General features: G+C 45.6%; 17 protein-coding genes, 3 tRNA genes and 1 pseudogene. 9 read left to right on the plus strand and 12 right to left on the minus strand.

The annotated features are described in order from the left end of the window. Positions 1–26: 26 nt before the first annotated feature. The 4 genes from F6J94_RS00060 to groES all read right to left on the minus strand — a co-directional run bounded on the left by F6J94_RS00060 (position 27) and on the right by groES (position 4,880). The gene (locus tag F6J94_RS00060) at positions 27–1,271 is read right to left on the minus strand and encodes an ATP phosphoribosyltransferase regulatory subunit (RefSeq protein WP_293035649.1); all 1,245 of its coding nucleotides are present in this window, start codon (positions 1,269–1,271) and stop codon (positions 27–29) included. Beyond that, a complete protein-coding gene (locus F6J94_RS00065; protein WP_293035652.1) occupies positions 1,271–2,242 on the minus strand; it encodes a DnaJ domain-containing protein in 972 nt (323 codons plus the stop codon). Before F6J94_RS00065 ends, F6J94_RS00060 begins: the two co-directional genes overlap by 1 nt. Positions 2,243–2,824: 582 nt before the next feature. Continuing rightward, on the minus strand, positions 2,825–4,456 hold the full coding sequence (groL, locus tag F6J94_RS00070) for a chaperonin GroEL (RefSeq protein WP_293035655.1): 1,632 nt from the start codon (positions 4,454–4,456) through the stop codon (positions 2,825–2,827). A 112-nt stretch (positions 4,457–4,568) separates the two neighbouring features. Continuing rightward, positions 4,569–4,880 carry a co-chaperone GroES gene (groES, locus tag F6J94_RS00075; RefSeq protein ID WP_008180318.1) on the minus strand — a complete coding sequence of 104 codons (312 nt, stop codon included), beginning with the start codon at positions 4,878–4,880 and terminating at the stop codon, positions 4,569–4,571. A gap of 382 nt (positions 4,881–5,262) precedes the next feature. On the opposite strand from groES, the gene F6J94_RS00080 reads away from it, so the two are divergent. The 3 genes from F6J94_RS00080 (at position 5,263) to F6J94_RS00090 (ending at position 7,947) form a co-directional block, all read left to right on the plus strand. Continuing rightward, a complete protein-coding gene (locus F6J94_RS00080) occupies positions 5,263–5,793 on the plus strand; it encodes a ferredoxin (RefSeq protein WP_293035658.1) in 531 nt (176 codons plus the stop codon). Between the two features lie 152 nt (positions 5,794–5,945). Continuing rightward, positions 5,946–6,593 (plus strand): response regulator transcription factor, encoded by a 648-nt coding sequence (locus F6J94_RS00085; RefSeq protein WP_293021314.1) that lies wholly within the window; start codon positions 5,946–5,948, stop codon positions 6,591–6,593. 73 nt (positions 6,594–6,666) lie between these two features. Continuing rightward, complete coding sequence (locus F6J94_RS00090) at positions 6,667–7,947, plus strand: aspartate aminotransferase family protein (protein ID WP_293035661.1); 1,281 nt, start codon at positions 6,667–6,669, stop codon at positions 7,945–7,947. A 17-nt stretch (positions 7,948–7,964) separates the two neighbouring features. On the opposite strand, the gene xseA is transcribed toward F6J94_RS00090, so the two are convergent. Continuing rightward, positions 7,965–9,200 (minus strand): exodeoxyribonuclease VII large subunit, encoded by a 1,236-nt coding sequence (gene xseA / locus F6J94_RS00095; protein WP_293035664.1) that lies wholly within the window; start codon positions 9,198–9,200, stop codon positions 7,965–7,967. A 548-nt stretch (positions 9,201–9,748) separates the two neighbouring features. Here xseA and recA point away from each other — a divergent pair. Next, positions 9,749–10,834, plus strand: a complete 1,086-nt coding sequence (gene recA, locus F6J94_RS00100; protein WP_293021320.1) for a recombinase RecA — start codon at positions 9,749–9,751, stop codon at positions 10,832–10,834. Positions 10,835–11,143: 309 nt separating this feature from the next. Here the strand turns inward: recA and F6J94_RS00105 are convergent, their stop codons facing one another. Next, positions 11,144–11,443 (minus strand): DUF3493 domain-containing protein, encoded by a 300-nt coding sequence (locus tag F6J94_RS00105; RefSeq protein ID WP_293021322.1) that lies wholly within the window; start codon positions 11,441–11,443, stop codon positions 11,144–11,146. 72 nt (positions 11,444–11,515) lie between these two features. Here F6J94_RS00105 and F6J94_RS00110 point away from each other — a divergent pair. From F6J94_RS00110 to F6J94_RS00120, 3 genes are all read left to right on the plus strand, one after another. Beyond that, positions 11,516–11,587, plus strand: a tRNA-Thr gene (locus F6J94_RS00110). Between the two features lie 391 nt (positions 11,588–11,978). Then, a complete protein-coding gene (locus F6J94_RS00115) occupies positions 11,979–12,095 on the plus strand; it encodes a photosystem II reaction center protein I (RefSeq protein WP_293035667.1) in 117 nt (38 codons plus the stop codon). 210 nt (positions 12,096–12,305) lie between these two features. Continuing rightward, positions 12,306–14,987, plus strand: coding sequence for a DUF3769 domain-containing protein (locus F6J94_RS00120; RefSeq protein ID WP_293035670.1), 2,682 nt, complete (start codon positions 12,306–12,308; stop codon positions 14,985–14,987). A 213-nt stretch (positions 14,988–15,200) separates the two neighbouring features. Here F6J94_RS00120 and F6J94_RS34050 read toward each other — a convergent pair whose 3' ends face one another. The 3 genes and pseudogenes from F6J94_RS34050 to F6J94_RS00135 form a co-directional block, all read right to left on the minus strand. Continuing rightward, entirely contained in the window at positions 15,201–15,428 is a 228-nt protein-coding gene (locus F6J94_RS34050) for an NADP-dependent isocitrate dehydrogenase (RefSeq protein WP_367142138.1), read from the minus strand. A gap of 23 nt (positions 15,429–15,451) precedes the next feature. Beyond that, positions 15,452–15,909 (minus strand): annotated as a pseudogene (locus tag F6J94_RS00130) (CNNM domain-containing protein); the annotation flags it as partial. A gap of 339 nt (positions 15,910–16,248) precedes the next feature. Next, the gene (locus F6J94_RS00135) at positions 16,249–16,971 is read right to left on the minus strand and encodes a hypothetical protein (RefSeq protein ID WP_293035676.1); all 723 of its coding nucleotides are present in this window, start codon (positions 16,969–16,971) and stop codon (positions 16,249–16,251) included. Positions 16,972–17,140: 169 nt separating this feature from the next. Between F6J94_RS00135 and F6J94_RS00140 the strand changes: the two genes are divergently transcribed. Continuing rightward, a tRNA-Ile gene (locus tag F6J94_RS00140) sits at positions 17,141–17,213 on the plus strand. A gap of 56 nt (positions 17,214–17,269) precedes the next feature. Here F6J94_RS00140 and F6J94_RS00145 read toward each other — a convergent pair. Continuing rightward, positions 17,270–17,737, minus strand: coding sequence for a hypothetical protein (locus tag F6J94_RS00145; RefSeq protein ID WP_293035679.1), 468 nt, complete (start codon positions 17,735–17,737; stop codon positions 17,270–17,272). 146 nt (positions 17,738–17,883) lie between these two features. On the opposite strand from F6J94_RS00145, the gene pyrE reads away from it, so the two are divergent. Then, positions 17,884–18,495 carry an orotate phosphoribosyltransferase gene (gene pyrE, locus F6J94_RS00150; protein WP_293018270.1) on the plus strand — a complete coding sequence of 204 codons (612 nt, stop codon included), beginning with the start codon at positions 17,884–17,886 and terminating at the stop codon, positions 18,493–18,495. A 40-nt stretch (positions 18,496–18,535) separates the two neighbouring features. Here the strand turns inward: pyrE and F6J94_RS00155 are convergent. Both F6J94_RS00155 and F6J94_RS00160 read right to left on the minus strand, forming a co-directional pair. Continuing rightward, a tRNA-Met gene (locus F6J94_RS00155) sits at positions 18,536–18,608 on the minus strand. 344 nt (positions 18,609–18,952) lie between these two features. Continuing rightward, positions 18,953–21,316 (minus strand): peptidoglycan DD-metalloendopeptidase family protein, encoded by a 2,364-nt coding sequence (locus F6J94_RS00160; protein ID WP_293035681.1) that lies wholly within the window; start codon positions 21,314–21,316, stop codon positions 18,953–18,955. Positions 21,317–21,531 lie beyond the last annotated feature (215 nt).

The raw sequence follows: 21,531 nt of genomic DNA on the forward strand, positions 1-21,531 counted from the left end.
GTAGCAAGTGTGAACTATGAAATACTTCACACTTTCTTAGTCACGGTCTCAATCCTAGGAGTGCCATCGGCTTGTACCCAGGCAATGTAGGTGATACCGTGACCCAGGGCGTATTCTCTAATTTGTGCTGGTGAGCGTCCCCCTAAATCCATCTCTACCCTGACCAAATGCTCAGAATCTCTAAGTTTCTGGGCATAGGTAAAAGCCACTGCCTCAGCCTCGGGAAATTCTGGCACCACTAACCAATCACTAGCTGGTGTCTGGGTGGGTAATTGATTACTGGAAAGTAAGACATAATGAAGGTCTTCTAGGTTGAGGCAAAAACCAATTCCAGGGTAGGCTTCTCCTTGAGGATGATATAGACTCAGCAATTGATCGTAGCGCCCTCCCTGACCTAAAACTCGGCTAGAGCCCTCGCTACTACTGACTACTTCAAAGACAATACCAGTGTAATAGTCAAAGGTTTGTACTAAGGTCAAGTCGAGAACGATCGGTAAGGGGCTAGGGGAACTACTATTTAAAAGTTCCACCAGGGATTTGAGATTGGTCACAATCTCGTGTTCTGATGAGTCTAAATCCAAGTTAGCAACCTTTTGCAAAACATCAGCAGGGTCTCCCCTCAGGTCAAACAGAAACAATGCCCGCTCTCGCAATTCTGGAGAGAGGGGTAAGGTTTCTAGGCTAACCCGGTCAAGATAGGCAATGGCTTGACGAACCTTTTCTTGCATAGGTTTGGGGAACGGAGACAAAAGCGATCGCGTTAGCCGAGCTTCCCCCAAAATCAGGTGCCATTGTTGTAACCCTAAATGATTAAGACAATCGGCTAGCAACAGCAAAATTTCCCCATCTGCCAACAGCCCACCAACTCCCAATAATTCTACCCCCGACTGGTAAAACTCTAGTTGACGTCCGTGGTGACCTATACTTGGTCGTCGAAATACATTGGCATTGTAATAGAGTCGCTGGGGTAAGGATAGGCAGGCTTCACTATTACTGCCAGCAATACGACTAACCATTGCTCTAGCTATGGATGCCGTTAATTCTGGACGCAGCCCCAGCGTTCCTTCCTCAGCATCGTGCAACTGAATAACCGTGGAACGTTCGACAGCTCCTCCTGCCATCAGAGTATCCAACCATTCTAGGGTTGATGTGATAATCCGGTGGTAACTCCAGCGGTGAAATACTTGCTGTAAGTGGTTAGCAATCCAGCGTTTTTGGGTAACTTCTAGGGGGAGTAAATCCCTTGCCCCTGGGGGTGGTTGATGAATCATTACTTTTTCTTTCCACCAAATAAACCACCAAATAACCCACCACCATTAGATTTATTCGACGGTTTCCCTTTAGCTGCTTCAGGCGACACCTTTGACTGGTTACCGCCACTTTTCAGGGTGAATTCATTGATAAGCTGTTTCGCCTTCAATGCTCTTTCGTTCTGAGGATTCAATTGCAACGCCTTATTAATGTGTACTTTAGCCATTGTCCCCTTATTTTGCTTCAAATAAGCAATTCCCAATAAACTATGGCAGTCGCTATTGTTTTGGTCCAATTTGAGAGCTTCTCGCAACTCCAGAACTGCCGCAGCAAAATTGTTCTTGACCAAATATCCTTCAGCACGTCGGATATAGCTATCCACTCGTGATACTCCCTTAGGCCCAACCGACCCTCCCTGTGATGTGCCAACGGTACTAGTCTGACGATTTGGCTGGGTCACACCAGTTGCTTGAGTTTTCACAGGGGTTGAAACAGGAGTTTTTACCCTTTCACCCTTACTACTTTTACACATCAGATAAACTAGGTTAAGTTCACTGATTTCGGCAATTTTTGCCAAGGCTTTGTCAAGGGGTTGGTATTGCTCTGATGCTAGGTGGTCAACTGAGCTTCTGTAAAGATTATCTAAATTTGCCCCTGCTTGTAATAATTGCTTAGCCGTTACGCTAGCTAGGGAAATTTTATCTCCTTGAGCCCCTAACCGCTTACTCAAGTGGCTTAGACTAGCAGCATAGTCACGATGACCTCTAGAGAGCTGTTCATAAGCGGGATTAACCAGCCGTGTTAACAGCAGATTTGCTTGTTTTTTTTCCGCTTCGGTACTGGCTTTGCAACTGTCGGGATGCAAACGTCTAGCAATTTGAAGGTAGCGTTGACGGACTGCCTTAACATCCGCATCAACTGGAATTCCTAAAACTGCGTGGTAGTCAGTGAAATCAAGCTTGAAGAGTCCGTATTCAATTTTCAAAGACATAGGCAACTGTCCCATCTCAACTGCTGCAAGGCTCGTTTCTAGTATCTCTTAGATTAGAGAATCTAGGTTTGTTTGGGTAATAAAAAGCAGCTGCTTCTTCAACGAAGCAGCTGTAACTAGCTAATGGTGCGACCATAACGCGCACCGCGTCGGCTTTGCCGAAAGGCGCGCCCAAAGCGGTGCGAATTTAATTCTTAATGGTAAGAGCGCACCTATAGTGCAACATTTAACCTGTACAAACCTACTCACAAGCAGATAGGACGATGGTATAGCATTAGTTAAAACTAATGGTTGTTGCCGACAAAGCAATGCCAAAAGCATTGCGCTAATTTTCTTAATGGAGGCTCTGGTGCCTACTCTCAAACCGCACTGTAACTTCACTCAGTCCATTATTTTACGTCGCTTAACTTACGACCAGCTGCCTTCGCTTTTAGTTCTTCGTTTGGCGGTAGTGTTCCCTTGTTAAACAAGTTACTAACTTAGTTGATTATAAAACAGTAGATAATGTTTGACAAGGTTTAGAGAGCTATAAGGCTAATAGTTGCACCTCCAATTAGAGTACTTTAATTAATTCCGTAAGCTTTAGTAATCAAAATCTCCACCCATACCAGCACCAGCAGGAGCATTGTCCTTAGGCTCAGGCTTGTCTACCACAATACACTCAGTGGTCAACACCATACCTGCGATGGAAGCGGCATTTTGGAGAGCAGAACGAGTTACCTTAGCTGGGTCAACGATACCAGCTTCAAACATATCTACAAACTCACCATTGGAAGCATTGTAGCCAACGTTGAATTCTTTTTCTTTAACTCGCTCAGCGATCACCGCACCATTCTGACCAGCATTCTGGGCAATTCGCTTCAGAGGTGAAGACAAGGCACGAGAAACAATCATAGCACCGGTAAGTTCTTCAGCCTTAAGGTTCTCGTTTGCCCAAGTTTCTAGGTCAGGAGTCAGGTGAGCTAGAGTTGTGCCACCACCAGGGACAATACCTTCTTCCACAGCTGCCTTGGTAGCGTTGATGGCATCTTCCAGACGCAGCTTGCGGTCTTTCATTTCCGTTTCTGTCGCAGCACCCACTTTAATCACTGCGACACCACCAGCCAGCTTAGCTAACCGCTCTTGCAGTTTTTCTTTGTCGTAGGAAGAATCGCTTTCGTCCATCTGACGGCGGATTTGGTCACAACGACCCTTCACTGCATTTTCGTTACCTTCAGCAACGATAGTAGTGTTGTCCTTAGTTATGGTCACACGACGGGATTTACCCAGCATTTCCAGCTTGGCGTTGTCAAGCTTTAGACCTGCATCTTCAGTAATTACTTGTGCACCAGTTAGAGTAGCAATGTCCTCCAGCATAGCCTTACGGCGATCGCCAAAGCCAGGAGCCTTGACAGCTGCTACATTCAAAACACCCCGTAGGCGGTTGACCACCAAGGTTGCCAGGGCTTCTTTCTCAATGTCCTCAGCAATAATCAGTAACGGCTTGCCAGAACGAGCCACTTGCTCGAGTACTGGCACCAGGTCTTGTACCAGGGTAATTTTCTTGTCAGTGAGCAGGAGGTGAGGTTCTTCTAGAACTGCTTCCATCCGCTCAGTGTCAGTAGCAAAGTAGGGAGAGATATAGCCTTTGTCAAAGCGCATCCCTTCGGTAATTTCTAGTTCAGTGGTCATAGACTTCCCTTCTTCAAGGGAAATCACGCCCTCTTTGCCCACTTTGTCCATTGCGTCAGCAATCATCTGACCAACAGTCTCATCGTTACCCGCAGAGATAGAACCAACTTGGGCAACGGCTTTAGAGTCTTCTACTGAACGGGCATGTTCAGCAATCTTGTCCACCAGAAACGCAGTAGCTTTATCAATACCCCGCTTCAAAGCGATGGGGTTAGCACCGGCAGCCACGTTGCGCAAGCCTTCTTTGACCACAGCATGAGCTAGTACTGTAGCGGTTGTAGTCCCATCACCAGCAGCATCATTGGTTTTTGAAGCTGCTTGCCGAATCAGAGAAACACCAGTGTTTTCAATGTGGTCTTCCAGTTCAATCTCTTTAGCAATGGTGACACCATCATTAACAATTTGAGGAGCACCAAACTTCTTCTCTAACACTACGTTGCGACCTTTTGGTCCAAGGGTGACAGCTACAGCTTCAGTCAGAGTGTCCATTCCCTTTTCTAGGGCGCGACGAGCATTTTCGTTGTAAATAATGCGCTTAGCCATAGGTTTTGAATTCAGTTCCTAAGGGTTATTAAGGTTGAAGGTAAAAGGTTGAAGGTAAAAGGTTGAAAATTTAAGGGTTCAACTTGTTTGCTGTTTACTCACCTTCAAGGTGTTAGCTGACGACTGCCAAGATGTCTTTCTCTGACAACAAAACGTACTCTTCGTTGCCTAACTTAATATCGGTACCAGCGTACTTGGAGTAAAGTACCTTGTCCCCTACTTTGACTTCGAGAGCAGCGTGAGAACCATCATCGTTCCGCTTCCCAGGTCCGGTCGCTACAATTTCCCCAACTTGAGGCTTTTCCTTAGCGTTATCCGGTAGTAGGATACCGCCAGCAGTTTTTTCTTCAGCGGCGCTTACCTTAACAAAAACTCGATCCCCTAAGGGCTTAACGGTGGAAACACTCAGAGTTACAGCTGCCATATCAGTTTTTCCTCTCTACTTCATCTGATTCATCTGAGCCGATTTAGCACTCTCAGCTCCTGAGTGCTAATTTACTCAAAATCAGCAAGAGATGGCAATAAATACCTCTGTACGGGTTCCCGAACTCATAGTAGGTTAACAGATGGCAAATGCACGGATGATATAGCTTTGGGTTATTATCTGTGTATCCGTATCGGTATGGTGTAGCTTGTACCTGTTTCATCTAAGGTTTGACCTTAGTCCCAGGAATTGATTAAAAAACCAGAACTACAACCCATGGACTGCTGACCACTGATCACTAAAACCAGCAAATAGATATAACAGATATATTCTTACTCTCGTCCTTTCGACTCATCCTCACACAACAAAAGCCCTAAAACTCATGCCAGCAGACAAAACTGAGCCTGAAGCTACACTATCTAATTCTGAGAATTATGAGAATTCTGACACTTCGACTCTCGGAGAATCGGAACAACTTACCCTAGCCGCTAACGTAAAGAGCTTAGGACTTAATCAAATTCAGCGCCACATTTTCTTGTGTGCTGATCAAACTAAACCGAAATGCTGCTCAAAAAAAATTAGCCTTGAATCCTGGGAATATCTTAAAAAACGCCTAAAAGAGCTAAAACTAGACCAGCCCAAGGAGGTTGAGCCAAGTTGCATTTTTCGCACCAAGGCTAATTGTCTGCGAGTCTGTACCTCTGGTCCTGTGATGGTAGTTTACCCAGATGGTGTTTGGTATCACCATGCTACCCCTGAGGTAATTGAACGCATTATTCAAGAGCATATTATTGGCAACCAAGTTTTAGAAGACTATGCTTTTTTAGTTCATCCTTTGCCAGAAACTCTTCAAGCATCTGCTTCAGACTACCAGGCAATGGCAGCAAATGGTACCCAACCCCAACCAGGTTAAGATCCTTTTCCTTACCAACCCTAATTATGGTGAGGTAGGATTATTGGTTGGAGAGTTAAAGCAGCTTGGTAACTTCCAGGCATAAGAAAAGGCAAGAGGTACTACCACTATTAATAAAATTAAGCAAGCAAAGTATAACAAACGTTACAGTTATGAAGGACAATGCTGTAAGAGAGCAAAAAAAACTGCTGCTGATTGATGATGACCCCAACCTCATATTGTTAGTCAAGGACTACCTCGAGTTTCAGGGATACGAAGTGATTACTGCTGAACATGGGAAAGAAGCTCTGGACATTTTAGAGCAGGATATTCCTGATATGATTATCTGTGACGTAATGATGCCAGAGATGGACGGCTATACCCTGGTAGAAAAGGTCAGAGATGATTCTCGCACCAGCTGGATTCCCATACTCTTTCTCTCAGCCAAGGGTCAAAGCCAAGATCGCGTAAAGGGTCTTAATAAAGGTGCGGATGTTTATATGGTGAAGCCCTTTGAGCCAGAAGAACTGGTAGCACAGGTGGAATCCTCCCTCAAGCAAGCGTCTCGTCTAATCCTTCACTCAGGTTCTGGTCCAGACAGCACACCCAAAATTAAAGTTCCTTACGATGTTGAGTTGACTCCTACTGAGCTAAAGGTTGTCCAGCACGTGGCAAGAGGTATGGCAAATCGGGAAATAGCTGAGAAACTGAATGTTTCTCAGCGCACCATAGAAAGCCATGTATCGAACATGCTAGGGAAAACTGGTCTCCATAACCGTACTGAATTAGCTCGTTGGGCAATTGAAAATAGTATGGCATAACGCTCCATACGCTGATTGGTAAATCCTAGAAAACCAACCTTGACCGTTCACTAATCACACAAGGACTAAGCTCGTGAGCCCAGAAACTATTGTTAACAATCCCTCGCCACCGGCAGAGTCAGCTCCGGCTAGGGGTGCACCTTATGACCTAACTGAATTCGATGCTAGGGTCATGAAAACCTATGGACGCTTTCCTATTGCCTTAGAGCGGGGTGCCGGTTGCCATGTCTGGGATACTTCCGGGCGAGACTATCTTGACTTTGTGGCAGGGATTGCTACCTGTACCTTAGGTCATGCTCACCCAGTTGTGGTAGAAACGGTAATTAAGCAAATCCAAAAGCTAAACCATGTTTCTAATCTTTACTACATTCCAGAGCAAGGGGCATTAGCGAAATGGCTCATTGACCATTCTTGTGCAGAACGAGTATTTTTCTGTAACTCGGGAGCGGAGGCTAATGAAGCTGCTATCAAACTGGCACGGAAATATGGCCACACTGTGCTAGAGATTGAACAGCCAGTGATTTTGAGCGCTCACTCCAGTTTTCATGGGCGAACCTTGGCAACAATCACGGCAACTGGCCAGCCTAAGTACCAGAAAAACTTTGACCCCTTGGTACCTGGATTCGAGTACGTACCCTACAACGATATTCAGGCACTGGAAAATGCGATCGCAGATATTGATGAGGGAAATCGGCGAGTAGCAGCAGTGATGCTCGAACCATTGCAGGGAGAAGGGGGTGTTCGCCCAGGAGACCTAGACTACTTCCAGCAAGTTAGAAAGATCTGTGATGAAACGGGCATCCTGCTGATTCTAGATGAAGTCCAGGTGGGTATGGGTCGTACTGGTAAATACTGGGGCTATCAGAATCTGGGAATAGAGCCAGATATCTTCACCAGTGCTAAGGGATTGGCTGGTGGCATTCCCATTGGAGCGATGATGTCTAAGAAATTCTGTGATATCTTCCAACCTGGAGAGCATGCTAGCACCTTTGGTGGTAATCCCTTTGTCTGTGCAGTCGCCCTATCTGTAGGAAAAACCTTGGAACAGGAGAATATTTTGCAAAATGTTCAGGTGCGGGGTGACCAGCTGCGCACCAGACTGAGAGCGATCGCTCAAAAATATCCCCAAGTCATTGAAGAAGTGCGAGGTTGGGGTCTAATTAATGGGCTTGTACTAAAATCAGATATTGATCTAACTTCAGTGGATGTGGTTAAAGCTGTGATGGAACGGGGTTTGTTGTTGGTACCAGCAGGACCAAAGGTAGTTCGCTTTGTTCCACCCCTAATTGTCTCAGCCGGTGAAGTTGACCAAGCAGCTCTTATTGTAGAGCAAGCCTTACAAGCTTTAACTTAACCGTTAACCCTCAACCGTCAACTATCAACAATCTCGATAATCTTGACTTTAACTTGACCCTCATCTAACTGAATTTGTAGTTCTTCTCCAGGAGTCAAATTTTCTGTAGACGAAGCAATGGTTCTGTCTGCGGTGCGCACTAGTGCATAGCCTCGTTGTAGGACTTTTTGAGGGTCAAGGGTATTGAGCTTTTCCTTGAGAAGTTGACAGTGCTGGATCCCTTGGCTCAGACGCTTTGATGTAACTTGCAACAATCGCTGATGCTGAAATGCCATCGCATTTTGTTCCTGGTGTAGTTTTTGGTCTACAGCTAAGTGTCGCAATCGTGTTCGTAGATGGTGCAGTTGATGGCGAGATGCCTCTGTGATTTGAGTCACTACTTGATCAAGGCTAGTCCGCCGCTGTTGATGTTCAGCATAAAGGGTAATCAGTTCTGGTACAGCTTTTTCCGCTGCTGCTGTCGGAGTGTGAGCACTGTGATCAGCTACTAAGTCAGCTAAGGATTCATCCCGTTGATGACCAATACCAGTGATCACCGGTATTGAGCATTGAGCAATTGCTCGCACCACCCGTTCATCATTGAAACAAGCTAAATCCTCTGATGCTCCACCCCCCCGAGCTAATATCAGTAGTTGGGCTCTGCCATCCCGCTCGACTCGATCAATAGCGTTAACTATTGAGGTTGGAGCAAGTTCCCCCTGAACCTGAGCTGGTGAAAGTAAGACTCGTAAACCAGGATACCGTTGCTTTAGTGTACGTTTAATATCTCCCCAAGCGGCAGCTTGGGGGGAGGTAACCACAGCAATAGTTTCAGGATGAATCGGCAGGGGGCGCTTTCGTTGTGGGTCAAATAATCCTTCTGCTTCAAATCGTTGACGTAATTGGCGTGAGCGCAAGGCTTGCAACCCCTCACCCGCCGGTAAGGCTTGCCAAACATTTAGCTGATACTGTCCCCGCTGAGGATAAACTCGGAGGCTGCCCAAAATAATCAACTGTTCTCCTAGTGCTGGTACCTGCACCAGCTTGCTTAACTGGCTCCTCCAGGCTACACATTGTATAGTAGCTTTGGCATCTGGGTCTTGGAGGGTAAAAAACATCCCTTTTGGATGGTTGTTGCTACTAGAAACTTCTCCAATCACCCAAACTCTATGGAGTTGGTTATCTTCCTCTAACAACTCTTGGATATAGTCGGTTAACCCAGCAACCGACAAAATTGCTTCTGAGAATAGGGAATTGATTAGAGATGAGGCCATTGTTAAGCTAATCGTCTATTAAATTAATAATTTTTCACATAATGCTGTTGAATGTTGTTTAGTGACTCAACAAGGGTTTTGTTGATTCTATGTAACCAATTTTATTTAAATTCTGAACAAAAGTATTTCCTAGTGGGTAGCCCATGCCAAGACTCGTGCCCTTAGCAACTGACAAAATCTGACTAGTTCCTTTACAAGGAAGTACTTTTGTACTATAATTTACCCAAGTCACTGATCCTCCTCAACATTCCTACCCAGCTTAACCAAGCAGTGTTGCAGAGAGCTGAAGGACTTTCAACCGTTAGAATGGATCAGTAATTATACTCTGGCCTTATCCTTGCATTTGAGATCCAGGAGGCTTGAGCAACACCAATCTTAACAAGGGATGGGATTTACCTGACCGTTGGCCTAATATAGAGTATTAGTCAAATCGGTAAAGAGCCCTAATTTCAATAAAATTAAAATTCACACCACAGCTCTTATAGAGCGATAACTTAGAATCCAAACTACCTAACCAGTCCCGATACAGTAAACTTTTTGAGGCATCCATGGCTACCCCAATCACAAACAGTCCCGAAAAAGAAAAAGCTCTGAACCTGGTACTAAAACAAATTGAGCGTAATTTTGGTAAAGGTGCCATCATGCGCTTGGGTGATGCCACCCGGATGAAAGTGGAAACAATTCGGAGTGGGGCAATTACGCTAGATTTAGCCTTGGGGGGTGGTCTGCCAAAAGGTCGCATTATTGAAATTTATGGTCCAGAAAGCTCTGGTAAGACAACCCTAGCGTTGCATGCCGTTTCAGAAGTGCAAAAATCTGGGGGAGTTGCAGCGTTTGTTGATGCAGAACACGCCCTTGATCCTACCTACTCTGCCGCTTTGGGGGTTGACATCGCCAACCTTTTAGTATCTCAACCTGACACAGGGGAATCAGCCCTAGAAATTGTGGATCAGCTGGTTCGTTCTGCTGCAGTCGATATCGTTGTTATTGACTCCGTAGCCGCTTTGGTACCCCGTGCAGAAATTGAAGGGGAAATGGGTGATAACCAAGTGGGTTTACAGGCGCGGTTGATGAGTAAAGCGCTGCGCAAGATTGCTGGTAACATTGGTAAATCTGGGTGTACTGTTATTTTCCTCAATCAGCTACGACAAAAAATCGGCATCACCTATGGTAGCCCAGAGGTGACTACTGGTGGTAATGCACTTAAGTTCTATGCTTCAGTTCGCCTGGATATTCGTCGAATTCAAACCCTGAAAAAATCTAACGAGGGCGAATATGGGATTCGTGCCAAAGTCAAAGTTGCCAAAAATAAAGTTGCCCCTCCTTTCCGCATCGCAGAGTTTGACATTATTTTTGGCCAAGGGATTTCCCGCTTAGGGTGTTTGGTGGATTTAGCAGAACAAACCAAAGTCATTCTGCGCAAGGGAGCCTGGTACAGCCACAATGGGGACAATATTGCTCAAGGTCGGGATAATACAGTTAAGTATTTGGTTGAACATCCCGAGTTTGCTGAGAATATTGAGCAGCAAGTACGTCAGCAACTCGACATGGGAGCAGTAGTTTCAGCTAACTCAGTGGCTCCTATGGATAGCAAGGAAGCGGATAGCTTAGAAGCAGGAGATGAGGAAGCTTAATCTATCAGCGATCAGCTTGTCGCTTATCAGCTATCAGCCAAAGGCCTGTGGCCAAGCTACACCGAACAGCTTTTGAATAAAATAAGCTGACCGCTGACCGCTGACCGCTGATCGCTAAATGCTTAAAATTAACTTTTCTTGAGTGTACTTTCTAATCAAAAAGCGGTCTAAAATTTATAACTGCTGAGCCGGAGTGACCTAATCGGATCCATAAGAGAGCCTATGCTCACCATGGCTTTGATGATACTCTTCTCCTACTAGTATACCTGAGATTCCTCTTTGGCTCAAAGGAGTATCATGGTTTTCCTGCTATATTTTTCGTTCTGCCTTATTTTCCAAGCGAAATAGCCAAACCATCAAGATAACTACACCAATTTGCAGAGCCAAGTTAGGCATGGCAGTAGCTACAGATTTCCCAGCAGCTAACTGGGCTAAAAAAACCATTGCACCGATAAAACCAGAGGCACCGAAGGCAATATAGATAAACTTTCTTAAGCCTCGGTAGGGATGTTGTGCTTCTGCTTTTAGCCTGGCATACTTCTCTGGATTTATTTTTGGCCGAGAGACTTTGGGATTGGGGTCAGGATTTTTTGAGTTCGAGTTTGTCATTAATGTTTTACCCTAACTTAGCTGACTGATTGGCTATTGCTATAGTAATATTTGCTATATTAATAAACTGGTGCCGATGTAGCTCAGTGGTAGAGCATTCGATTCGTAATCGAACGGTCGGCGGTTCAAATCCGCTCATCGGCTTTGGGTAAGCATAGAGCTATCAGTTATCAGCTATCAGTTATCAGCTATCAGCTATCAGCTTCGGGCCTGTGGCCAAGCTACACTGAACAGCTTTTGAATAAAATCAGCTGACCGCTGACCGCTGACCACTGACTGTTGACCACTGACCACTGACCACTGACCGCTGACCGCTGACCGCTGACTGCTTACCCACTGATATTAGTTTTAAGGATATTAAAGCTCAAATGGGAGCCACCTTTAGGTATGATCTTAAAAAAGTATGAAGTTAATCGTGTAGCGAGGTAAGATGGTTTTTGATCTAGATTCCAAATTCTAGAACTTTCACCATTAGACCAATGTCTCACCTACTTCTTCATCTTCCGTATTTCATATCTTCTTGGGAGAACTCAACATGGTAACCCTCAAAATCGTTGTTTATATAGTCGTTAGCTTCTTTATTGCCTTATTTGTCTTTGGATTCTTGTCAAACGATCCATCTCGTAACCCTAAGCGGAAGGATTTCGAGTAAATAGCGATCGGCCAACTAGAGATAGCCACAGCTCTTTAACACGGGACTATACAGACAAAACCACGCTCTTAGAGGAGGGTGGTTTTGTATTTGTGGTTAATTATTGTAATATGGGCTGTCTTTGTCGATAACCGATTTGGAACTACAATCTTGGGGATTGAGTCAAGGATTGTTGGTCTGAATAGTAAAACACCAGACAATTAGTGAAAAATGCCCCAGCCAGTTCAGCCGCCGGTCGTACCCGCAATTATTCAAACCGTTAAACCTTCCCAGACCACTAGCCACCTAGATGAATTATCTCAAACCATAACCGTTTCGGCACAGTACCAAAAACAGCAAAACCAGGTACTGCTCAAACCCTACCCCACAGGAGAGCTCAAGATTGAGGCTTTCCCAATATTAGCCACAGACAAAAGCGCTGCTAGCTTAGGTCCACCCATTTCCCCAGCAGTTGGCCAGACCTTGCCAAGGATAACAAACAGCCAAGACAATTGGCAACTAGGGCAAGGACAACATTGGCAACAAGCTCTTCTAAAACTAGGAATCAAGCAACCACTCAATCCTGATTTAACGTCCTTACTCAAGAGTCCAACTCCAGAAGCACCATCAACTCTGGAACCGGAATTTTCGACTAGGGTTTCTCCTAGGTTTTCCTCATCGGTTACTTCTGAGACACCCGTTGCTGATTCTGGGTATGATTCCGCCCCCCTAGCCCCCCAGCGAGCAATCCCTCGCTGGGGGGAACAAAACGTTCAAAGTCCCCTGCCCCCCTCACCCCCCAATTTTGGGGGGAATTATCGGACTTCAATTGAGCAACGCCAACCTGATCGCCAAGCTGATAGCCAACCTGAGATTAAACCTGAGCCTGGGAATCAGGAAAGATTCTTTGCTGTCAAATCCTACCCCAAACCATGTTCTACTCTTGAAACCTTACCGAATCCAGATGAATCCTTGAGTATCAATTCCAATTGCCCTTTGGCAATTGCTAGAAGCAAGCGCATTATAGCTCAAGAGCGGGGGGGAGAGACTAGAGAGTTTGAGTTAATCATCCCTGAACAATCTAACCCAGCTTCCCTAGACGAGACTACACCACCATCAGACCAGAACTTGTCTCAACCCCAATCTGGTTCCGAGTTAGATTCCGAAGTTACTGCTCCTACAATTACCTTCGATACCAATGAGCAGCTAGACATACTTGAGCTGACTTCAGACCGTCAGGAGTATGACCAAACCAGACAAGTGATTACAGCGGTGGGTAATGTTACCTTGCGCTTCCAAGATGCCTTACTAGAAGCTGACCGTCTGCAAGTCAACTTGCCTACTCGGATTGTGGTTGCGGATGGGAATGTGGCTCTGACCCGTGGTAACCAGGTGCTAGAGGGAGAGCGCTTTGAGTATTATTTTGTTCAAGATACTGGTGTGGTTTTCAAGGCTAGGGGAGAATTTGTCAGAGCAAGTTCAGATTCTGGGCCACCCCCCCCAACTCAACCGGTCAGTCGCAGAATTATTAATAGCCAGCCCTTAACTGGAATTAGTAATCCTGGAGCCTTTGCCATTGAGTTTGGTGCTCGGGTTATTCCCAATGCTGAAACTGGGACAAGCACAACAACCATAGAATCCCCAGAAATAGAAGGGACTATCAATAGATTCCGCTATGAAGCCGACCGGGTGGAGTTTGACGGGTTAGAAGGAGTTGCTACTAATGTCAGAATTACCAACGACCCCTTTTCCCCACCAGAGTTGGAGTGGCGCACCAGAAATGCTCGATTTAGACGGATTTCCCCAGAAGTAGATGAAGTAGTTGCCAAGAATCCTCGACTGGTTTTTGATCAAGGGTTTTCCTTGCCTACATTTCGTGAACGGTTTGTGATTGACCGCCGTGAGCGGCAACCGAGTTTATTGGATTTTGGGTATGATGATGACGACCGGGGTGGTGTGTTTATTCAGCGTGGCTTCAAGATAGTTGAAACTCCCTCGGTCAGGTTTAGTCTAACACCACAGTTCTTTCTTCAAAAAGCTATTCTTGGAGACAATGATGAAGATGAGAACAATGATGCAGAAGGTGGTGGCGTAATCGATCCGGCTAACTTTGGTTTGCTTGTTGACCTCGATGCTACCTTAGGTCCACGCACTACACTAGTAGGTTCCGCAGCACTCACTAGTCTGGATCCTGAGGATTTAGAAAACGAAACTAGGGGGAGTTTGCGCCTCCGACAAACTATTGGTAACACCTACCCTCATCGCTTGACCTTAGAAGCTAGCTACCGCGATCGCCTTTTTAACGGGTCTTTGGGTTTCCAAACCGTTCAGAGTAGTATTGGGGGTATATTTGAATCACCGACAATTCCCATCGGGCAAACTGGCTTGAGCATTCGATATCAAGCTGGCGTTCAGCGCATTAATGCTAACACAGATCGAGTAGACTTGCTACCTCTGCCACCTCGGGATAACAATCGGATTAATTTGACCCGTTATCAAGGGAGTGCAACCTTAACTTGGACACAACCCCTTTGGCAAGGTAAAATCTTGCCAGCAACTGCTGAAGAAGGTATGCGCTATACACCAGCACCACTGCTTCCCAATATTCAACTGAATTCATCCATTACGGGTGTTGCTAGTGCCTATAGTAACGGTGATTCTCAAGAGTTTCTCCGTGGGAACATTGGCTTAACTGGGCAATTCGGTCATTTTTCTAAACCGTTTCTGGACTATACGGGTTTTAATATCAGCTATAGTCAGGTAGCTTTAGGAAATACATCACCATTTTTATTCGACCGAGTTGCAGATACTCGTATTCTTAATGCTGGTATTACCCAACAACTCTATGGTCCCTTTCGAGTGGGTTTTCAGACTTCCCTAAATTTAGATACTAATTTCCTGATTAGTATCTAAATTTAGGGAAGTCTGAAAACCCACTCGAAAGGGACCATAGATACCGATCAAACCCAGTTAGAGGATGAATTAGATCCAATGGATTCTCTTTGGAAAGCTTTTGATGCGTCGATACTAGCTCATCCAGAAAAATTTGAAGAGTCTCTACAACATCTCTTACCCGATTTATCGGGACGATCGGAAATTGAAGTTGATTTGATTTCTCATCTGGTACTAGCCTGTGGAGATATAAGTTTGGTGCATTTTCTCAAGATTAGCAAGGGGGCGATCGCTGCTGATAAAGCGCATCGCTTCAACCGGTGGCAGAACGTGGATATCAAGACCGGTCAGATCATGATCGGGCAGATATTTTTCAACTTTGTCGATGAGCTGTGCGTCGTGCGCCCGATATTTATCTAGCCAAAAGACGGCCGAGGCACCGGTGGCACGGGCGCGGTTCACCGCCAGCTTGACCCAATCTTTCNAGTAAAGCCAGGGATTTGGGGCAAAGTTCCCCCAAAACAATTTGTAGATAAGCAATCATGAAAAATGCCACCAGGATTGCTAGGGAATGGGTAATAACTGGAGTTAGAGCTGGCGGTAGTGGTAGCTTTGCTATCCCAGCTGCTACCAAAGTTGCCATGGTAGTCTCCCCAATCCATCCCAGAGCAAGGCTCGAGAGGGTAATCCCTAACTGAGTTGTAGATAGTAATCGGTCAATGCTCTGTTGCAAAGCCTGAACCGTCTTTGCTTGCACGTCACCCGCATCTACTAATTGGCTAATCCGCGATCGCCGCACCGCCACCATCGAAAACTCAGCCGTGACAAAAAAAGCATTGATGGCTATCAGTAGTAGCACTGATAACAATCCCAGAAAAACCTCTCCCTCAGAGAGGCTAATAGAAGCATCCACTGTTAGAAGAACCATCAGGTTGGCAACCATAGAAAAGGTGAAAGGTAAAAGCAAATAATTTTCATTTTTTGCTGGTTACGGTTGCCTTCTGATGTATCTTCTTAGAGCTAGGGCAGCTTGGTATGGAGTTATCGGTTACCATCAAAAACTTATCAGTTGTATTATGGGGTTTTCAGTTGTATTACTAGCATTTGCTTGAGCTAGTTCACGAATGCCAGTCAAGGAAATTTCTGAAACTGGCTGTGAAACTGGCTGTGAGACTGGCCGTGAGACTGACTCTGAAACTGCCTTAGTTGCTTGCTATCAACATAGGCTTTTAGCATAGCTTCAACGTTTTCTCCTTAACAACCATTCCCTCGACTTGCTTCCTTATCTAACTACAGGAATCTGAGACATTTTCAACTGTAGTTTTTGATCCGGATAATCGGTCAGTGTCAGGGAAAGCTTCTCGGAGTTCTCTAGTAAAGCTGTCGGTATGCTCACTGTTCCAGAAAATTCCTTGCCATTAGCCGGTAATTCTCCTGGTAAGCCTTCCGTAATTGCACTTAGGGCACGACCGCGATCATCGGTAACATTCAAAAAGCTGTACAGAAACCTGACTGGATTAGAACTCTGATTCTTCAAGCTGACATCCAACATTAAAGAACCCTCCTGGACACTGGCAGAATTTACCGCTAGGGTGACTCCCTTATCCTGACTTTTAACCGGTAAATTTAGCTTAGGGTTTTTCCGAGTGAAGGATGCCTCTTGAGTCAATACACCAGACGACGACTCCTTCTGAGCGGGCTTAGACCAACTAATTTGCTTAGTTTTCTGGCTGTTTTTCTTAGCCGAAGGATTTTTACCCTTATTGTGTATGTGGGCGTGAACGTTAACCAGGATATCCTTCTCGCTCACAATCAAGACCCCTTCTTTCCCAGAAGAAGACCCCTTCTTTCCTGTCAACTTTTTCTTAGGGTTAGTATCCGGTTGAGTAACTCCTTTGAGGGCTTCGTGACCGAGAGAGAATCCCCAAAAGGCACTCACGACACCTGCACCTAACATCATTGTCAGTAGAACTATGGTTAGCGCTACAGTTGTGTTGAATTTCATAGGGTGATTAACGTTATTCCGAATTACCGCTGGTTCCGTGCTGTATTATAGTGCTGCTATACAGCTAGATTATCTTATGTTCTCAGAATTATTGGATAAATCGGGAATTTATAGTTAGTGGTGTTGCAATAACTTGATTCAGGCTACCATAATAATATAAAGGAATCACCCAGGGTTGGCCGAGCGGTTGAGGCAGCAAACTCATAATTTGCCCTAGGCAGGTTCAACTCCTGCACCCTGGATTGGACACTTGCGGTCAGCTACTACTATCACCCCATACTGATCTCGCCCATACTCATCATCTACGCAGCTGTGGTATGGGCTGCGGTGCCAAGAAAAATTCTTGGTTTTCCACTTGGATTGGTATATCACTCGATTGCTCTAGCAACCGTAGGGAAGTATTGTAGGGGTTTGGTAAATCCAGAGTACGAATGACAGGACCGCTCGAAACCTGCTGCTCTAGTAGATCCCGATAAAGATTACTGACACGCTCAGCATCCCGCTCAAGTGCTAGTTCTGGAAACGCAGGTGGCCATCCGGAACCGAAAATTGTATCGATTTGACTCTTGATGCTCCTGTTTTCGAAAAAGTCCCCAGAGTTATCAAAAAAAGCGTTTTCAAAAGCCTCAGGTAAGGTTATTAGAGGAATTGGCTCCAAGTCCTCTGAATTAGTTTCTGCTATGGCACCACCTGCTCCTAGACTAGCAGTGGCTGCTATAACTACAACACTAAACAGCTTTGCCCAACGCATTTGCATCGTAATCACCCGTAGTTTTCCTCAATAGTATCCGATATTAGGGGGAAACTACCCCAGCGGGTGAAAGAATACCCACCAAATCCAAATCAACCGGTTTGATGGTAGCTTGTAGGCTCCCATTTTACCTTGACTCTAGGTTTTTTTCAGTAAGTTTCATGAACATCCAATCTCAAGCCCTGTCCATGCCAAAGGATTTACCTACCCTGCGACCTTTTCTGCTGGATTTGTTTTGCCAACTCGCTTACCAAGAGGGTGATTTTGTGCTTTCGTCAGGGCAGCGTAGCTCTTATTACATCAATGGTAAACAGGTCACCCTTCATCCTCAAGGAGCATTGGCAATAGGACGTTTGCTATTCTCAATGCTACCTGCTGATACTCAAGCAGTTGCTGGCTTAACTCTAGGTGCAGATCCGATCGTGAGTGCGGTTAGCATTGTTTCTGCCTTAGAAAACTGCCCTATCCCAGGTCTAATTATCCGCAAACAGCCAAAAGGTCATGGAACCAAGGCATACATTGAAGGTCCTACTTTGCCCACAGGAGCCAAAGTAGTGGTATTGGAAGATGTTGTGACTACTGGGCAATCAGCCATGAAAGCCGTGGACCGCCTTAAGGAAGCCGGTTACCAGGTAGAGCTGGTAATAGCGCTGGTTGACCGACTGCAAGGTGGAGCCGAGCTTTATCAGTCGGCTGGGCTAATGTTTCAAGCTCTGTTTTCGATTAACGAAATCCGAGAACACTACCAGGGTTCTCTTGATCAATCCAGTTGACTAGCCCAGTTGGCTAGCCCAGTTAACTAGCTAATTTATATGGCTCAGGCGGGATTTGAACCTGCGACCTCGGGCTTATGAGTCCCTTGCTCTAACCACTGAGCTACTGAGCCTTTTTTTCAACCCTTATGTACTATAACATATCAATGCCAATAATTTATCTAAATAATTCCTATTTCTTGAACAGAAGTTTAGTTGGCATACTGCATGGGCACCCATGGAACGGCACAGGTAAAAGGGTATAGGGAAAAGGTAGAAGAAAAATAGGAAAGGTAATTTCGGCTTCAGGCTTAGACTTTGCCTTTAGCTCAAGCTGCTAAGGGTCATACTAAATATTGTCACCAGAAGGTGAGGAAGAGTAGGAAAGTTCCGTTTACTCACCTTACCCTTCACCTCTGTCTCCTCCTTCGACCTGGTAATTTGGCCTGATGGGGATACTTCCCTTGAAATCACTTTATTACCGTCTTCTAGGCAAATAGGCCATTGGATTGGCAGCTCCCCGACCTCTGGGATGAAGCTCAAAGTGTAAGTGAGGACCAGTGCTATAACCTGTGCTACCCATAGCGGCAATTCGTTGACCTTGGCCAACCTGTTGTCCACGACGCACAAAAATTCTGCTGTTGTGGGCATAAAGGGTCAGACTTCCATCAGGATGCTTGATTTCCACCAATTTACCGTAACCACCTGAATTCCAACCAGCACTGACCACAACACCAGGGGCTGCTGCTATAATCGGTGTCCCAATGGGAGCTGCAATATCAATGCCCTTGTGCATCCGTCCCCAACGCCGACCATAACCTGAGGTAAGCACACCATTACTTGGCCAGATATATCCGTTAAAGCGGTTAGGGCTATCTGGCAAGTACATATCTGGTTGAGACAGAGGTGGCACTCCTGGTGAAACAGGTTTTCCTACCGGTATGCGGATTATTGGGTTAAATCGTTCCGGTGGGGCAGGAGCTACAGCTATCCTTCTCGGTTGTGATACCTCAGGTGGAGGCACAGGAATGGCAATAGAACTGCGTCTAGTTTTCTGAGGTAGCTGAGGTCTTGGAATAGCAATAGGAGCCTGTGGAGCTGTCGGTGGCTGCGGTAATAATTGCCACTCTTTTGTACCGCTTGCTTGATTATTCTCAGGATTGAACTGGGGAGTGATCTCAACAGATTTAGACTCCTTATCTGAGGGTTCAGCAACTGCCTCGTTAGTAGGAACTCCTAGGTTGATTGGTTTGTTTTCCTCTGGGCTGGTTTTATTCTCCCGGATTTCTTCTCGCATCTTGAGAATATCAGCCCTTAATTTTTCAACATAGGAGTTGCGCTGAGAGTTAATAGACTCTAAGGGCTGATTTTCAATAGAGGAATTAGCCTGAGCTAACAGACCACTGTCTGAAGTCGATTGAGTCAGAATCGTCTCAGTTAACGGTTTTACCTTAGGTTTTTCCTGTATAGATACGGGTGTGATTTGATCTCTACTAGTAGAAGTCTTAACAGAGATAGTTCCTAAATCCAATGGTCGCGCTATTCCTGGCTTCCAAGATTTAGATTTCCGGCTATTGCTAGATAGCAAGGTAAAAGAGGACTTTTGGTGATCGAATCTCCTAAATTGAGGAATTTTCAGCTGTTGATTAATTTCAATTAGGTGAGGATTATCTAGCTGATTGGCTAAGACTAGCTCTGAGCGGGATAAACCATAACTACGGGCAATAGAATCGAGGGTTTCACCACCTTTGACCTGGTGAAAAGAGTTGCCAGTAGATGACAGCCTAGTTCCCACCACCACTGGCTGTGGTACATTTAGTTGCTCTGTAGTTACCTTGGTTGTAGCCGATGCAATTCTTGGAGTACTGACCTTGAAAACTGATGGTTTGACTGCCGATATGACAGTTGTTTCTGGAGTCGGTACTGGAATGACCACTGGTAGTGGCTCAGATCTAGTTGATTGGGTTAAGGCTGGTGATACAGCAACTTTCGGCCTTGGCTGTGGGAGCAGCGCCGGAGCTGTAGGTACCGTAACAATGGGCTGCGATGTTTGTGTTACTGAACCCTCAGGTTTTAGCACTGCAGGGGGTAAAGTGTGTGGGCTAGAACCAAGGGTCGCTGATGCCAGTTCATAAGACTTGTTAAACTCCTCGGACCTCAACTGAACCAGACTTTTGCTCAGACGGTTTCGATGTTTTTGAAGGCGCTTGAGGGCTAGGTCTTGTCTAGCTTTTAAAAGATTATTGGTCTTGTCGGAAACAGCTTGTGATGCATCCGTTGACAGGTTACCCGATTTTGAGACTGGTGCAGATGCTAGCAACTGTTTTGGCTCTACACCCTCAGACTTAGATGAGGCTTTGACATCAGTACCCTTAACCTCACCAATGGTAGACTTCCTGGCTATTGGGAGAGTTTCATCGGTTTTGAGCTTGTTAAAATTCGCGTTCGCGTAGCGTCGGCTTTGCCGAATCGCAAGTTCTGAGGGTGAGGCTGGCTTTGATTCCACACCCCCTTGTCCCTCCTTAGCCGGGTTTAGCAATGAGGGGATTGAAACAGCGGTAACCTTAAATTCGGCTGCTGGTAGATTCGTCCCACTTGGCTCAGGAGCAACTGGCTCGAATGCCATTGCTTCATCACCCTGTTGAGGTAATAGTAACCCAGATGCCCCCATGGAAATCGCCAATCCAATCATGGCTGCTGAGGTACGAGCCTTACGGTTCACCTCAAGGGGAATTGCTGCACCGACCGGATGATTACTTGCAGGTAGTTTCGATGGCGAATCTGATGACTCTGCTGCACAGGTCGGAACATGATTGACCTTATCAGTAAGTGTTCCTTTCAAAAACGTCCTCCTGGTGTTTGACGAGCGCTTAACAGTTCCTGATTTATTTTTTACCAGTCAATGATGTGACTCACTGCTAAAGTGTGATCCAAATCACATCTATTTGGGAGACTTAGCCAAGATTACCGTGCTTCTTTGATTTAGACAAGCTCACATGACTACTAAAAAATTTGTTCTTTCATGGCAATAGCTAGATACACCTTGAAGCCATTGAT

The organism is Moorena sp. SIO1F2, from assembly GCF_010672755.1.
In the GTDB taxonomy this organism is placed as follows: domain Bacteria; phylum Cyanobacteriota; class Cyanobacteriia; order Cyanobacteriales; family Coleofasciculaceae; genus Moorena.